Origin of the sequence: Synechococcus sp. OH20 (assembly GCF_047502685.1) — a bacterium.
Classification (GTDB): Bacteria; Cyanobacteriota; Cyanobacteriia; order Thermostichales; family Thermostichaceae; genus Thermostichus.
Genome location: NZ_JANSIQ010000016.1, coordinates 1 through 14,970 on the forward strand (window position 1 = coordinate 1; position 14,970 = coordinate 14,970).

Genomic DNA, 14,970 nt, shown 5'->3' on the forward strand with positions numbered 1-14,970 from the left:
GGTGCTATCCATCCCCACCGTATAGACGGTGGGGAATTCCGCACCTTACGTTAAGCCACAAGATCACCCCGACCTAGGGCAAGATGGAGCGGCGCTCCGTCACGCGGTCGCTCTGCTGCTGGCGATCCGGGCTGACGGCCCAAGCCTCGAAGATCAGCTCGGGGACGCCAGGAGGGATCGTCAGGCGGGTGAGGGCTTGCCACTGCCCTTGGTCGTCGCGGGAGAAGTCCAGCAACCAACGGGGCCCATCCACCAAAGAGCGGGTGCGGCCATGCTTCACCCAAAACTTGATCCAAAAAGGAGCTTGATGGGGCGATCCGGCAGGGTCGGCCATGGGGGGCAAGCGCAACACCACATCGAAGTTGTCTCCGGCTCGGAGTTGCTCCGGCACCACCAGTTGAGGAGTGGGACAAAGCGAGTTTGAGGACTCCGTTCCGCTTACGCGACCAGAGCCCTCCGGGATCCCAGCCCGTGCCTGCGTTGGCAGGACGGACTCTAGGCAGGGTGGCTCAGCTTGGGCAGGTGAGGGAGGCAACTCTGCCGTCTCCGCTGGGGACTCCGTCCAAGGGTCGCGAACAGACAGAGGTTGAGCAGATTGCAGGGGATCGTCCTCGGGAGAGGGGGTCTCGCGCTCCCGTCGCAGGGTGGAGTCTTCTTCTGGGGCGCTGTGCTGCCAGATGCGCAACAACTTTTGCAGGGTGCGTTCCGGAGACAGCAAGGTTGGCGTCGGGGCGGGACTGCTGCTTGCAGCTTGGGGGGAGGCTTCCCGCAACTGTGGGATCCCCGAAGAGGAGGCAGGCAGCTCTCCACCTTGGCTTCGGCAGCGGATGGAAAAAGGAATGGTCAAGGGTTGCCGGTTGGGATCCCCCCACGAGGAAGGGGTGAGGCGCAGTTCTCCCTGCAAAGGCTGGAGCCAAGCGTGGCTCGGCAGAGTGATGGGGATGCTGAACACCGCCGTCCGAGCTTCTGCCGGAAATTGGATCAGCCGTTGCCCTTGGAAAATTGGGTTCTCTCCCCCTTCTTGCCAAACCCGTACCCGTAGCTCGCCGCTGCAGCCGATCCGCCCCGTCAACACCAGCACCTCATCGGGGGATCCCTCCAATTCGCTGTGCATCAGGGAAAACAGCTCTGGTGGGACGGCAGCCGCTTTGGTCTGGGCAGAGGGTTCGGGCCCCGTTGGCTGGGCCGCCAAAGGTGCTGCGGGTTCCGGCTGAGCCGAGACGGGCACAACCTGGAAACGCAGGCAGTTGTTCAGCTCTGTCTCACCGAACAGCTCGGCGATCAAATCGGCATCGCGACAGTGCAATTCCCAAAAGCCAGGGGTGAGGTGGGTGGCCGGCAAAATGATGCCGATCCCTTCCTCGTTGGTGCGCACTGAACGGGTTTGGATTTGCGCAGGAGTGGCAGCAGTGGATCCTGGATTCTGTCGGACTTCCACCGTAATGGTGAAGTGGGGCTGGGGGGAACGGGCAACGATGGTGTAGGTGTCCTCTTCTAGAACGGCCCCCTCGGCTGGTACCGGCTGCCACTCTTCTTGGCCGTTGCGCCGCACCCAAAAACTCAACATCGCTCATCACCTCTGGGACGCCAAATACTTCACCAGGTCAGCTTGCAAGAGGGTTTGCTGCTGCCCCGTGGGCAAGTGCTTGAGCTGCACTTCTCCGGCCCCAGCTTCTGCATCTCCCAGCACAACAGCCCAAGTGGCGCCGCCGCGGCTGGCCCGTTTGAACTGCTTGCTGAAGGCGCTGCCGCTGAGATCCAGCTCGGTGCAAAAACCGGCCTGGCGCAGGGCTTGGGCAATTTGAAGGGATTGAGCCTCGGCTTTGGCTCCGCGGGAGATCACGTAGATGTCCAGCGGCCTTACCACCCCCTCTGGCTGCTTCTTCTGCAGCAGCAACACCAGCCGCTCCAGGCCGATGGCCCAGCCCACCGCCGGGGTCGGCGGCCCGCCCAGCTCTTCCACCAGGCCGTCGTAGCGCCCGCCCCCGCAGACGGTGCTCTGGGATCCCAGCTCCGGCGAGATGATCTCAAAGGCGGTGTGGGTGTAGTAGTCCAAGCCGCGCACCAGGTAGGGATCCAGCTCAAAGGGGATGTCTAGGGCTTGGAGATGGGCCTGCACTTGCTCAAAGAAGGCCCGCGAGTCGGCGCTGAGGTAATCCGGCAGCTTGGGGGCCCTCTCGGCAATGGCACGGGTGCGGGGATCCTTGCTATCCAGGATGCGCAGCGGGTTGCGGCCAAGGCGCTCCTGCGAGTCGGGATCCAGCTCCTCCTTCAGGGGGGTGAGGTAGTCCACCAAGGCTTGGCGGTAGGCCCGCCGATCCTGCGGATCCCCAAGGGAGTTGAGCCGCAAGGTGAGGTTCTCCGCCCCCACCGCCCGCAGCAGATCCCAGGCCAAGGCGATGACCTCGGCATCGGCGCGGGGATCGCGGCTGCCCAGCAGCTCCACCCCCAACTGGTGGAACTGACGCTGCCGCCCTGCCTGGGGACGCTCGTAGCGAAACATGGGCCCACAGTACCAGAGGCGCTGCACATCGCCCGCCACCTGCAACCCGTGCTGGATGTAGGCCCGCACCACGCCGGCGGTGTTTTCGGGGCGCAGGCTCACCTCCTGCTCGCCGCGGGTGCTAAAGGAAAACATCTCCTTGCCCACCACGTCGGTGGCGCTGCCAATGCTACGGGCAAAGAGTTCCGTCAGCTCCAGAATCGGGGTGCGGATCTCCTGGTAGTTGGCCCGCCCCAAGATCTCGCGGGCGCTGGCCTCCACGCGCTGCCACAGCCTCACCTCCGGCGGCAGGATATCGCGGGTGCCCCGCACCGCCTGGATCATCTCCATGCCTGCTCTCCCTTTTTGGAGCCGCGCCAATGGCGATTGTTGTTATCCATCCATCAATTATCGACGACAGCGCTCCGCACTGCTAACAAGACAGGCTAAGCTCGCCCAGAGCGAGGATGCCGTTCGAGGAGCGGAAGCAGATCCCAGCCCAGGTAGGGGGTAGCAATTTGGCTGGCGGCAACAACAGCGGCGGTGGTGGCCCGCAAAATGGTGGGGCCGAGAGAGACCGGTACTCCCCCATGTTCCTCGGCCTGCCGACGTTCGGCAACTGTCCAGCCCCCCTCTGGGCCGATGGCCATAGCCAGGACGAGCTCCTTCTGCGGCATCCCCAGCTTCGGCAGGGCTTGCACCAGCAGGGGGACGTTCTCTCGAGCGACGGCTATACCCCACCAGTCGGCCCTGAGCTCGGCCAGCCAACTTGTCCAAGGGGTCGGGGGATCAACCTGGGGCCAGCGCAGCCGCTCACATTGTTCGGCGGCCTCCTGCACAATTTTCTGCCAGCGTTCCCGCCGGCCAGATCCCGGCTCCACCACGGTGCGCTCCGTCAGCAGAGGAGTAATGCGTGCTGCCCCCAGCTCGGTGACCTGGCGAAACACCTCATCAAACCCCGGCCCCTTGACCACCGCCAAGCCCAGATGCAGGTAAACGGGCAACTCCCGCGGCAGCGTCTCCACCTCGCCCGCAATTTGGGATCCCTGCGGCTGCCAATGGGCCAGCCACAGCTTGCCGGAGCCATCCAACACCAAGAACGGATCCCCCGGCTTGAGGCGGCGCACCCGCTGTAGGTAGTGCCGCTGCGGGCTGGTCAAATGCAGCCCACCCGCGGGATCCCGCTGCGCCGGGTCGATGGCCAGGCGGGGCAGGGAACTCAGGTCGTGCGTGCGTTCAGACAGCACCACTCCCCCCGTCGCCAGAGGGCTGCCACCACCCATTCATTGGCCTCCAACATCTCCGCCACCAACTTGGCCTGCTCGATGAGGATACCGCTGAGGATCAGCCATCCCCCCTTTTTCACCACCAGGCCAAACTCCGGGATCATATCCAAGATCACGTCCGTCAAGATGTTGCACACCAGCCCGTCCACCACCTCGGGAATATGCTCCAGGCTGCCTTGAGCCACCACAATGCGATCCGTCAGGCCGTTGAGATCCCGGTTCTGGAGCGTGGCCTGCACCGCCAGCGGGTCGATGTCCACCGCAAACACCCGCTTTGCCCCCAAAAGAGCCGCCGCCACCGACAAAATGCCCGAGCCACAGCCTACATCGGCCACCGTCACCGCCAGGGGATCCCCGCTCTCCAGGCGCATCTCCAAAGACTCCAGACAGAGCTGGGTGGTGGGGTGCGTGCCCGTGCCAAAGGCCATGCCCGGATCCAGCCGCAACAAGAGACGACCGGGGTGGGGGGGTGGATCCAGCCAGGCCGGACAGATGAGCAGCTTGTCCCCGACCGGTTCGGGCTGCCAGTGCTGCTTCCAACTGTTGCTCCAATCCTCTGCCTCTATGCGTTCCCAGCGCAGTTTGGGAAGGGGCTGGCCGGCAACAAGGGCGTCTTGCCGCAGGCGCAGCGCCAGAGCCGCCAAATCCAGAAGCGTGGCGCGGAACCAGGGCAAATAGGCGTGAATGCTGATTCGATCTTCGCCGTAGGCCTGGCTGGCCATGCCCTGACAGCCAAAGCTCTCCAGCCGCCAAAAGATCTGATCCTCCTGGGCAGGGGCAGCAATGATGTTGAGATCCCACCAGGCCCCAGCCGGATCCGGCCCTTGGGCAGGCGAGAGCGGGCTGAGGTTGGCAACGGTCGTGCTCACTAGGGATCCCTTCAACAAACCTAAGGAAAACCGAAATGTTGGCTAACAGAATAGTGATCCAAGTCGCCAGCAGGCTAGCACTTAATACAGCACTCTACATCAGAAATTGGAGCCCTCCCCTCAATTCATCGTTTAGGCTTTAAGAGCCTGCCCCATTGTTCCTGGTTAATCTGGGATTTGAAGGCGCACGCTGTTGGCTCAGCAGCGACGCAGGGATCAACTCCCCCCAATTGGGGGATGGCCCTCAGCGGTTCCTTGGATGTCCAGCTCAGCCTTATGAGATAGATTAAATCAAAAAGTATTGAACAAGAATTGGGTACAGCGTTGACGTTCACTTCGAGCCCCAGTGATTTTACGGATAGATGGGGTTGGGTTAGGGCGTGTTGAGGAACGATGGAGAAGGAGCAATGCAGGTGGCAAGGCCGATGTCAACCGAGCAGTCAGCGCAGCAGCCGAAGGTGGCTCCTCTTGCCAGAGGGGAAAGGGCTGCCCATGAGGATCCCCAGCCGCTCAAAGTCAGCACTCACAAGGACTCCGTCCCGCTGACGCGAACGGCTCTCATGCAGCGCTTCAACCAGAGCTTTCCGCCTTTTTATAGCCAGTTTGTCAGCAGCGAGGTGCAGGCCCAAAATCTGCGCTTGGCCTATGCCCTCTACCAAACCCGCAAGGCCGTGGTACAGATGCAGGACGAGCGCGGCAAGACGGTGGTTTGTCTGGCCTATCGCAACCGACCTTCTCTGCTCAGCGACCTGTTTGGGGTGCTCACGGCATTCAATCTCTCGGTACACGGCATCCATCTCTACGGGCAGATCTACGCACCCCACTTGGTTTTTATTCGGGTCACTGTCTCCCGCGATGGCCACAGCCTTTCTGCCCAAACCAAGCTCAACCTAGAACGGGCTATTCACGAGTGCTTGGCAGGAGTGTTTCCCGTTCATGAAACCTTGGCGCTGGAGTTTGATCTCAAGGCCGGCTTGAAAGACACCCAGGTTTCTTTTTATTTTGACCCGGTGTTTCATCTGCCCACGCTGTTGGTGGATGTGGACAACCAGCCGGGCGTGTTTTACCGGGTGATGACCGCTCTGGCGCAGGAGGATTTGACTGTGGTTAACCTCAATCTGATGCTCCGCCGCAAGCAGACGCGCTTCATTTTCTACTTGCTGGGGCCGGATGCAACTCCAACCATGCCAGAGTTCCTAGGGCAAAAATTGGCGTTGAGCATCCGGCAGCGGCTGCAAGGGGATCCCGTCTAGATAAGGACTCCGTTCGAGTAGCGCGAACGGCACTAGATGGGCATAGGACTGGGGGGCAAGTCAAAAAGGACGGTGCTCATGTAGCGCTCGGCCCAGGCGGGGCCAAAAGCTTTTTCTAGAACGCGGCGGGTGCGGTCGTTTTGCTGTTGCTGGCTGCAGTAGCGCTGCTGCCCTTGGTAGTGGGCCAGGATCTGTGCGGGATCCGTCTGCGGGGGGAGCTGTTGCGCCAGCCGGCAGTGGATTTCCAGATAACGGCAGGCGAAATCCAAAAAGCGGTCGGCTTCCGCCTCATCGCCGGGCCGGATAAACAGACAGTAAGGGGAAAAAATCGTCCCCCACGGCGGCAACTGGCGCCGGTTTTGGAAAGGGGCGAGATGAGCTCCCAAAGCTTCCAGCTCTTGGACATAGGGATCCGGCAAAGTGGGGGTGACCGGCGAGAGATCGACGATGGCGGCGCTCACCTGGCCGCGGCCGGCCACAATATCACAGCCAAACAGCGGCAGCGGGTACTGCGGCTGCGGAAACATGACGCAGTGGAGAATATCCAGGCTTTGCCCGGCCTGGGCCAGCTCCAGGTGCAGCTTGCGAAAGGGATCCCCTTGGTAGCAGCGGTTTTCGATCTGCAATTTCTCCCCCTCTAGGCGGCCCTCCACATAGCCCAGATCCTCCGGCAGGGCATAGGGAGCCAAGGTGAGGTGGGATCCCCAGATCTCTAGGATCGCCTCGCAGAGACGCCGGATAAGGGGGTGCAGTTGGGTTTGCAGAGCAGGGGCGGTGAACATGGGAGCCAAGAAGACTGGTTAAGCGACAAGTCCTCGGAAGCCCCGCCGGGCCAATCCCCAAAGGTGCCTTCCTGAAACCCAGGTTTCAGTAAGCTGAGGTGGGACTTAACAAAGCAAGGGATCCCAGCCAGTCCAGGGCTGCCGGGGGCTTTGGCGGAGGTTGAGAGGGCCGGGTGCTGACCCTACCAGGCGTTGGCAGCGTTGAGCGCCATTGGATTGCTCGAAGACGGAAGGGGTGGGATTCGAACCCACGGTGACCTTGCAGTCACAACGCTTTTCGAGAGCGTCACAATCAACCACTCTGTCACCCTTCCAGTCTGCATAGGGCTTTACCATCTTAGCGGCAAACCGGCTATCCTGCTCAAATCCCCCGCAGGATGCAGTTGATGGGAAAGTGCTCCGCACCGGCGGAGCCCAGATGAGATCATGAGGATATGGTTGCTCTATCCATTCACCACTTTCGCCAGGCCAAACAGGCGGGCCAACCCTTGGTGGCCCTTACGGCTGCCGACTACGCCACGGCGCGGATTTTGGATCAGGCCGGCATCGACTTGATCTTGGTGGGCGACAGCCTGGCCATGACCAACTTGGGGTATACCAGCACTCTGCCCTTGACCCTGGAACAGATGATCCACCACGCCCAGGCGGTGCGTCGCGGGGTGGAACGGGCCTTTTTGGTGGCCGACTTGCCCTTTTTGACCTATCAAGTCCACAAAGAACAAGCTCTCCTCTCGGCAGGGCGGCTGATGAAGGAGGCAGGGGTAAACGGGGTCAAGCTGGAGGGGGGCTACCCCGACATGGTGGAAACGGTGGCCTTTCTCGTACAGCGAGGGATCCCAGTTTTGGGCCATATCGGCCTCACCCCGCAGGCCAAACATCAACTGGGGGGCTATCGCCAGCAGGGCAAAACCACTCCAGAGGCTGAGCGCCTGCGGCAGGAAGCCCTCAGCCTGGAGCAAGCCGGAGCCTTTGCCCTGGTTCTGGAACACATGCCGGCGGAATTGGCTGCCCAAATCTCGGCCCAGGTGGGGATCCCGACCCTGGGTATTGGGGCCGGGCCAGCCTGCGACGGCCAGATTCTGGTCACCCACGACCTGCTGGGGCTGAGCGAGCGGATCCCACCTTTTGCCAAGGCTTATGCCAACTTGAGGCAGGCGATCCAAGAAGCAGTGGAAGCGTTCGCCGAGGATGTCCACAACAAAGCGTTTCCCCCCCCTTGAAGAGATCCCCTGCAAACTTGGGGCGGCCGCTGGCAGCCTCTGTCAGGGATCCCTCACCAGCACCGTCCCGCTCACCACAGCACTTTGCCCCAACCGGTCGAAGACCCGCAAACTGAGCAGGTAGGAGCCGGGCGTCAAGCTCAGGGGGGGGCGAATGCGGAAGCGGGTTGTACAGGACACCTCTCCAGACACACAATTGACTTGGGCTGCCGATAGCGTCTGAACCTCGATCCCCGACCAGGACACCTGAAACGCCAGCTCCGCCGGGATCCGACCCGGCACCGACACGGAAACCCCCAGCTCCAAAAAACCGCCCCGGCTGACTACAGACGGAATGTCGCTGCTGGTAATCAGAGGTGGCAGAGGAGTGTTGGCGGTGATCGCGTCGGCACCGCAACTAGCCAGGGTTGTCCCCAGCAAACCCAGCAGCAGTAGCCAAGGTTTGGATCCCAGCTTCATCACAAAGTTCAGCCCGAAAACTCATCTCCCCAGTATAGAAGCGGCGGCAACAGGCTTAGCGTCAGTTTTGGAAAAAGCTAAAAATTTACGCCACATATAGTGCCAAGCTGGATTTTCGCCCAGGCCATCTGCTACAGTAAGGCCCATAACCTGTCGAGCAGTGGTCATGGAAGGGGAAGAGGAGCTAAAGGCTTTGCGGGCGCGGGTGCGCAGCCTGGAGCGATCCCTGGCAGAATCGGAGGCGCTGTCGTTGCAGCAGATTGAGTGTACCCATCGCTTGGAACGTCAACTGCTGGAAGCGCAGGCCCAGATTCAAGAGCGGGATCAAGCTTTGCAGGCGTGTCAAGAAGAGCGAGAGCGGCTGGCACAACGTCCTACCCTAGAGGCTTTTCAACTGCAGCAACAGCACATCGAAGAACTGCAGAATCTCCTGTGGGAAATGGAGCGCCGTCCAACGCTGGAGCACTACCACATTCTGCAGCAGCAGTTGCAAACCAGCCAGACGGAAATCGAAACCCTCAAGACAGAATTGCAGCGGCGCGTCGATCCGGCCCGCTTTTACCAACTGCAGCAGGAGCTCCTGGAGCTGAAACAGCAGGCCGGCCAATTGGCGGAATACGCCGTCAAGTTGCCGCAGGTGCAGCTTTTACAAGCCCAATTGCAGCTCCGTGTACAAGAGCTGGAAGAGGAAAAGGCGCAGTTGCAGGCGCAAATCCAGGAGCTGGCCGGTCGGCCTTCTGCCCAGGAATTGGAAACCCTGCGGACGGAGCTGGAAGCTGCCCACCGCCAGGCCGAAGCGGAGTGGCAACGTCTGCAAACCCATCTGGAGGGCGAAAAAGCCCACCTCGAGGCCGAGCTGGCCACGGCCCGGCAGCAGATTTGCCAGTTGGAGGAACGCCCTACCCCGGAGCAGTGGGCGCGCCTGCAAGCGGAGCTGGAGCACCTGCGCCAACAAGCCTCTTTTGCCAAAGCGGAGCGGGCCACTCTCCTGGAAGAGTTACAGCAGAGCCAGCAGCGGCAGGCGGAGCAGGCCCAGCAAATTGCCAGGCTGGAAGCAGAACTCCAGGCCTTGCGCCAAGAGCCACCCTCGGCAGCAGCCGCGGTGGATCCCAGCGGCGAGGTGGAGCCTCTGCAGGCCCAGCGGATCCTAACCCTAGAAGAGCAGGTGCGGGCTCTCACCCGTGAGCTCGACGCCCTGCGGGCCGAGCGGGATCAGCTTATGCAAGAGCTGGACCAGCGACCCACTCGAGAAACCCTGGAGGAACTCCGGCGAGGGCGGGAACTGGCCGAGGCCCACCATCTGGTCAGCCAAAAACAGATCGAGAAGTTGCAGCAGCAGGTGATGGCTTTGAAAACCGAGTGTGTGCAGGCCCACGCCTACGCGCAAACTCAGGAAAAAGAGGTGGCCCTATTGCTGCAGCGTAACCAGGAGCTGGAGGAGCAACTGGCCGCCCTGCGGCAGTCGGCTCCCTCTCAACCTGCGGCTGTCGAGGCCAGGTCTGGCCGTCCGGTTGGTGCTGCGCACCGCTGGCCCGACCAGGAACGGGCGCCTGAGCAGCCTGCTCCCTCCCCAACCACCGTCCGCCCCACAACTGGGAGAACGCCCGCCGGCGGGATCCCGACTCTGACCCTCGAGGAACGGCAGGATCGGGCGGAAAAGCTCCTAAGACGCTCCGCCTTGGCCTCTGCACGGGCCGGGGGAGAAGGGGGTAGTCGCAGCCGCATCGAGTTGCCGGCTTTTGTGCAGCGGCGGCTCTACTGAGCGCTCCATTCTCGGGGATGCAGCGGCTCTCCCGCCTGAAAACGGGGCCAGGCCCAGCGCAGCAGGGATCCCAGTTGGGCATGGAATCGCTGCGGGGCAAATTGCAGGGCGTGGGCGCGAATCTGTTGCGGATCCCATTCCCGACGATCTGCCTGGCGCAGCCCTTCCACCAACGCTTCCACGCTAGCCTCGGGAACGAGGATCCCAGTTTGGCCGTGGACGACGGTCTCGCGGGTGCCGCCTCGGTCGAGAGCGACCACGGGGCGGCCACAGGCTTGTGCCTCCACCGGCACCAGGCCAAAATCTTCCTCCCACGGGAACAGCAGCACCCGGCAGTGGGCCAGCAGCTCCTGCAGACGGTCTTGGGGCTGGTGGGGTAAAAACTCGACTCGTGGCCCTGCCAGTTGCTGAAGTCGCGGCAGCTCCGGCCCTTCCCCCACGATCAGCAGGCGGCGGCCCAGCCGTTCACAGGCCGCAATGGCCAGATCCACCCGTTTGTAGGGCACCAACCGCCCCGCCACCAGGTCGTAGTCGGCTCTGGGATCCGCCACCGGCTCGAACCCCTGCAGCGGCACCGGCGGATAGATAACGACCGCCTCGCGGCGGTAGAGCTTGGCGATGCGGCGGCGGATGTGCTGCGAGTTGGCGATCAACAGATCTGGCCGTTGGGCCGCCACAAAATCCCACTGGCGCAAGCGGTGCAAAAGCCATTGGCTGATCGCATAAGTAGGACGTAGGGCCCGCATCCCCGCCCGTTCCAGGTAGAGTTCCCGGTTTTCCCAGAGATAGCGGGTGGGGCTGTGGATGTAGCTCAGGTGCAGCGTTGAGGCCCCTGTCAGGATCCCTTTGGCAAAGGCATGGCTGCTGGAGATCACACAGTCATAGGCGGAGAAATCGAAGCTCTCGTAGGCCAAGGGCATCCAGGGCAGCAGATACTTGAGGCGACCATGGTAGTTGCGGCGCAGCACCCCCAGCCACCTGGCCCAGCCCTGCAGAAAAGAAGTGTGAATCGACAGCTTCTGCCAAGTCGGCGGCAAAGTGTGAGCCGAAAAAAGGCTGACGTACAGAGGTGCCTGCGGAGCAAAGGTCAGCAGCTCCTGCAAAACCTTTTCCGATCCTCCTGGCCAGATCAGGTACTCGTGCACCAGCGCCAGGCGCTCAGGCCAGGTAGGATCCCGGCTTGGGAGAGTGGGGACGACGGCCACGGGAAGGGATAGGCACGGTCAGGACTTGACAAGACGGCGTTTTTGGCCAATCGGGCCGCTCACCTGCTTGGCTTTTTCGTCGATCCGCTCGTTGATATAGTTGTAAATTTCGCGGAAGCGAGGCAGGGCCCGCATCTCCAAGCGGCTGCCATCCTTGAGGGTGAGCACCATATCTCCCCAGACGCCCAAGCCCCGTGGCACGATGACCACCTTGGCGATCTCGCTGTAGATCACGTCAGAGCGCTCCTTGCCGCCCCAGCCGCCGATCACCGTGATGCGGCGACTGGTAATCCGGTAGTGTACCCAGAGCTTGCGCACCAGTGCTCCCACAAACAAAGGCAGGCCGACCAGCGTGGCCCCGATGAAGGAGTTCAACACCAAATCGCCACTGTGAGGGCCACCCTCAAAAAAAACCTCTTCTTTTATAGCCATGTCCAGCTCACTTGCTGCCCCGCGTCAACCCGAACGATCCTAAAAACAATCGTGACATTCTCCCGTCACCGACTGCAAGCGGTACGGCGCCGGCTTTCCCACATCCCTGTTGGGCTTTTCCGGCCATTGCCAACGATGGAGTTTCCCTTAGCTGTCCCGGGGCACTTCCCAACCCGCCCAATGGCATTGAGGTCTGCGGCAAAGTATGACAAGATTAAGACACTTTGCCACTGACCCAAGCGCTCCGCGCTGCCGCAGGCCCTCACCCCCAACCCTCACCCCCAGCCCCTCTCCCAAAGGGAGAGGGGAGTTAGAGCAACGCAGTCGCGACAGCGTTGCGTGGCAACGTAGAGAAACGTTGCTATTTGAAATGACTATTTTGAAATTTTTGAAATGATGAAATGACTATTATGGTCTGGCTCAACCCCTTTGTTGGCCTAGCGTGCCAGGGGGAATGCCAGAGTCCAGGTATCTCGACGTTCACCGTTTGGGCAGAGCGCGGGACTTGGAGCTCCCTGCTGAACTCCTCGAAGGTTAAACAACAGGCGGAAAGCTCAGAAAGGGCAGGCGGGTGAGGATCCCTGGCACAGGGCCTACTTCCACTGGCAAGCCTTCGGCAGGCTCGAACTTGGTGCGCACATATCCCAATCCCAGGGATCCCGCTGCAGCGGGGCCGGCACTGGTCAGCAGCCCAATCTTTTCCCCCTGCCGCAAAATCGCTGTGCCGGGCAGGACTTCTCCTTGGACGCGGATCCCCCACAGAGTTTGGCGGATGCGTTTGTAGGTCACTTGCTTGGCCAAGACTTCCTGGCCGATGTAGCACCCTTTGGAGAGGGAAATGGCGTGCCACAGACCAGCTTCCAAGGGGTTGTAGTCGGGGGTGAGTTCTCGGTCGGCGGCGGGGCGACCGGCCTCCAGGCGCAGGACTTCCCAAAGTTCAGGTGGGGCCAGCTCCGCTCCGGCTTGGAGCAGGCGCTCGGCAAGGGCAGCTTTGTGTTCGCTAGCCCCCCAGAGGGTAAATCCCGGCTGGGCAAGGCCCGTGCCACAAGCCAGATGGACAGGGATCCCTTGGATCTCCACGCGGCGGTGCTCATAAGGTCTGGTTGGGATCCCTTCTGGGCCCACCACCTGCTCCAAGAGGGCCTGGCTCTGCGGGCCGATTAACCCAAAGCCAAAGGTCTGGTCGGTCTCATCTTCCAACTTTGCCCCCCGCACAAAGGGCAACAGACGCCCCAAATTCTGCATCAGCAGGCTGCGCCGCTGGGGTGAAGTCCAGATCCAGCAGTCTGCTTCTTCCACGTACACCGTTGCCAAATCCAGAATGCCGGCGGTGGAGGTCACGAAAACCGTATCCGCCCCTTGGCCGGGCTTAAGGGCTTTCAGATCTTGCGTGCTCTGGCTGTGCAAATAATCCAAGCCCGGGGATCCTTGCAGGCGCAGGCGGCCCCAGTCAGAGCGATCCAACAGCAGGGATCCCGTCCGTGTGACAGACATCGCTCACCCCAAAGATAGGATTTGGCTTTCTTTCCTACCCTAGAATAGGCTAGTTCACCCTATCGTCTGTGGCAGACCCCCGGTGTACTGATTGTGATCGAAGTTGAGGTTCACCAACAGTTGCGGCAGCTTTTGCGGCAGTCTCCCGAAGCTGTGTGGCCCCATCAGTTGACGATGGCCCGCATGGTGGCGCGGGGGCTGCGGTTGGGTCGCAGCACCTTGATTCAGGTGCCTGCTGGGGGCCAGCACCGCCTCAGTTATCTGCTGCCGGCTCTGATGTGGCCGGATGCCACGTTGCTCTGCGCTCCGGCGCCCGTGCAGGCGCAAATCTTGGGGGAAGAGATCCCCTGGCTACAACAGACCCTGCAGTTGCACAAGCCCGTCCTGCAAAAAGACCGCTGGCCGGAGCCCGATTTTCGGGGGCTGCTGTTGGTGGATCCCCTGGATTGGCTGCAGGCTCGCCTGAGAAAAGATACCTCGGAAGTGCCAACGCGGATCCCTCTGATCCTCGATGGAGCCGAAGACTTGGAAGATTGGGCCTACCAAGCGCTGACGGTGACCCTGGAAGCCAGCCACTGGCAGCAGCTCCGGCAGATCTTCCCCGCCGAAGCTGAGCAGCTTTCTCAGGCGCAGGTCAATTTGGCTCTGCGGCTTTTGCGGCGACCGCTTTGCCGCTGCCTGCTGCATGCGGATGAACAGGTTCACCTGGATGCTGCGCTGTCTTTGCTGGTGGGCCACCCCGGCTGGTTGCCGGATCCTTGGGATCAGATCCGCCGGCGGCTCAGGGATCCTGTTTCCAGTTGGATCTGGTGGGCGGAAACCGACCGAGAAACCGGTCGCCTCACCCTTCACCACAGCCCGACAGCTCTGCACGATCGGCTGGCACCCATTTGGGCCACACAGCCGGTGGTCATTATTGGGGAAGCGCTGGATCTGGATCGTCAGGCAGCAACCTATCGGCAACGGTTGGGCTTGCCGGATCTGACGCCGTTGCGATTTGCCTCAGGCGAAAGTTGGTCACGTTCCGGCGAGGCGGAGCTTTGCCTCTACTTGCCGCGCCTGCCTTTGCCCAACAACCCTCTATTTCGAGATCACCTGCTGCAAGAGCTGAAAAAGCTGATCCCTCAGACGCAAGGCTTTGTGGCGGTGTTGGTATCGGATCGGCCCCTGCAGGCACAGGTGGGTGCGGCTTTGGCCGCCGAATTCGGCTCGCGGGTGCGGGTGAACAGCCTATCTCCGGGAGAAAGAGGGATCTTGGTCTGCGACTGGCTCCACTGGCTGCACCACAAGGCCAGCCTGCCCTGCCCGGAGCTGCTGGCCATCGTCACCTTGCCTTTTCCCTCTGTGGAAGATCCCAGGGTGGCCGGACGGGTGCACCATCTGCAACGCACTCAGCAGGACTGGTTCCGTCAGTACCTTTTGCCGGTGGCCGCTGCCCAGTTGCAACGGGCCGTCGCGCCCCTGCGGCAAAACCTGCATGCGGGCCAAGACTCCAGCTCGCCGACCCGATGGGTGGCCATTTTGGATAGCCGCATCATTACCCGTAGCTACGGCGTCTCGCTGCTCAATGCCTTGGGGCCAACTTTGCGGGTCGAACAGCGCAGCCAATTGTTTGTTTAGGGATCCCTGGGCTTGTGGGCTCTTTGCCCTCACCCCCAGCCCCTCTCCCGGAGGGATGACCCAAGCGCTCCGCGCCGCTAGCGCGAACACCCCCGGCCCCTCTCCC

At 61.8% G+C, this 14,970-nt stretch carries 13 protein-coding genes and 1 tRNA gene; 4 read left to right on the forward strand and 10 right to left on the reverse strand.

The window, feature by feature from the left end; translation table 11 throughout:
• Nucleotides 1-73: 73 nt before the first annotated feature.
• From NW826_RS03970 to prmA, 4 genes are all read right to left on the reverse strand, one after another.
• Entirely contained in the window at nt 74-1,567 is a 1,494-nt protein-coding gene (locus NW826_RS03970; RefSeq protein WP_414333603.1) for a hypothetical protein, read from the reverse strand.
• A 6-nt stretch (nt 1,568-1,573) separates the two neighbouring features.
• Nucleotides 1,574-2,833: a histidine--tRNA ligase gene (hisS, locus tag NW826_RS03975; RefSeq protein WP_414509494.1), complete on the reverse strand. Its 1,260-nt coding sequence runs from the start codon at nt 2,831-2,833 to the stop codon at nt 1,574-1,576.
• Between the two features lie 95 nt (nt 2,834-2,928).
• Nucleotides 2,929-3,729, reverse strand: coding sequence for a 16S rRNA (uracil(1498)-N(3))-methyltransferase (locus NW826_RS03980; protein WP_414509495.1), 801 nt, complete (start codon nt 3,727-3,729; stop codon nt 2,929-2,931).
• Complete coding sequence (gene prmA / locus NW826_RS03985; protein ID WP_414337713.1) at nt 3,702-4,637, reverse strand: 50S ribosomal protein L11 methyltransferase; 936 nt, start codon at nt 4,635-4,637, stop codon at nt 3,702-3,704. Before prmA ends, NW826_RS03980 begins: the two co-directional genes overlap by 28 nt.
• A gap of 425 nt (nt 4,638-5,062) precedes the next feature.
• On the opposite strand from prmA, the gene NW826_RS03990 reads away from it, so the two are divergent.
• The gene (locus NW826_RS03990; protein ID WP_414509496.1) at nt 5,063-5,890 is read left to right on the forward strand and encodes a hypothetical protein; all 828 of its coding nucleotides are present in this window, start codon (nt 5,063-5,065) and stop codon (nt 5,888-5,890) included.
• A 32-nt stretch (nt 5,891-5,922) separates the two neighbouring features.
• On the opposite strand, the gene NW826_RS03995 is transcribed toward NW826_RS03990, so the two are convergent.
• Both NW826_RS03995 and NW826_RS04000 read right to left on the reverse strand, forming a co-directional pair.
• Entirely contained in the window at nt 5,923-6,672 is a 750-nt protein-coding gene (locus tag NW826_RS03995; RefSeq protein ID WP_414333613.1) for a phycocyanobilin:ferredoxin oxidoreductase, read from the reverse strand.
• Between the two features lie 227 nt (nt 6,673-6,899).
• Nucleotides 6,900-6,986, reverse strand: a tRNA-Ser gene (locus NW826_RS04000).
• A gap of 120 nt (nt 6,987-7,106) precedes the next feature.
• On the opposite strand from NW826_RS04000, the gene panB reads away from it, so the two are divergent.
• A complete protein-coding gene (gene panB / locus NW826_RS04005; protein WP_414333614.1) occupies nt 7,107-7,892 on the forward strand; it encodes a 3-methyl-2-oxobutanoate hydroxymethyltransferase in 786 nt (261 codons plus the stop codon).
• 42 nt (nt 7,893-7,934) lie between these two features.
• Here the strand turns inward: panB and NW826_RS04010 are convergent, their stop codons facing one another.
• Entirely contained in the window at nt 7,935-8,351 is a 417-nt protein-coding gene (locus tag NW826_RS04010) for a hypothetical protein (RefSeq protein WP_414333616.1), read from the reverse strand.
• Between the two features lie 166 nt (nt 8,352-8,517).
• Between NW826_RS04010 and NW826_RS04015 the strand changes: the two genes are divergently transcribed.
• A complete protein-coding gene (locus tag NW826_RS04015) occupies nt 8,518-10,113 on the forward strand; it encodes a hypothetical protein (RefSeq protein WP_414509497.1) in 1,596 nt (531 codons plus the stop codon).
• Here NW826_RS04015 and NW826_RS04020 read toward each other — a convergent pair.
• From NW826_RS04020 to NW826_RS04030, 3 genes are all read right to left on the reverse strand, one after another.
• Nucleotides 10,107-11,318, reverse strand: coding sequence for a glycosyltransferase (locus tag NW826_RS04020; protein WP_414509498.1), 1,212 nt, complete (start codon nt 11,316-11,318; stop codon nt 10,107-10,109). The two genes, NW826_RS04015 and NW826_RS04020, sit on opposite strands and share 7 nt — an antisense overlap.
• A gap of 18 nt (nt 11,319-11,336) precedes the next feature.
• Nucleotides 11,337-11,750, reverse strand: coding sequence for a PH domain-containing protein (locus tag NW826_RS04025; protein ID WP_414333622.1), 414 nt, complete (start codon nt 11,748-11,750; stop codon nt 11,337-11,339).
• Nucleotides 11,751-12,284: 534 nt separating this feature from the next.
• Nucleotides 12,285-13,244, reverse strand: a complete 960-nt coding sequence (locus NW826_RS04030; protein WP_414333624.1) for a YgfZ/GcvT domain-containing protein — start codon at nt 13,242-13,244, stop codon at nt 12,285-12,287.
• A 93-nt stretch (nt 13,245-13,337) separates the two neighbouring features.
• On the opposite strand from NW826_RS04030, the gene NW826_RS04035 reads away from it, so the two are divergent.
• Nucleotides 13,338-14,864 (forward strand): hypothetical protein, encoded by a 1,527-nt coding sequence (locus NW826_RS04035; protein ID WP_414509499.1) that lies wholly within the window; start codon nt 13,338-13,340, stop codon nt 14,862-14,864.
• Nucleotides 14,865-14,970 lie beyond the last annotated feature (106 nt).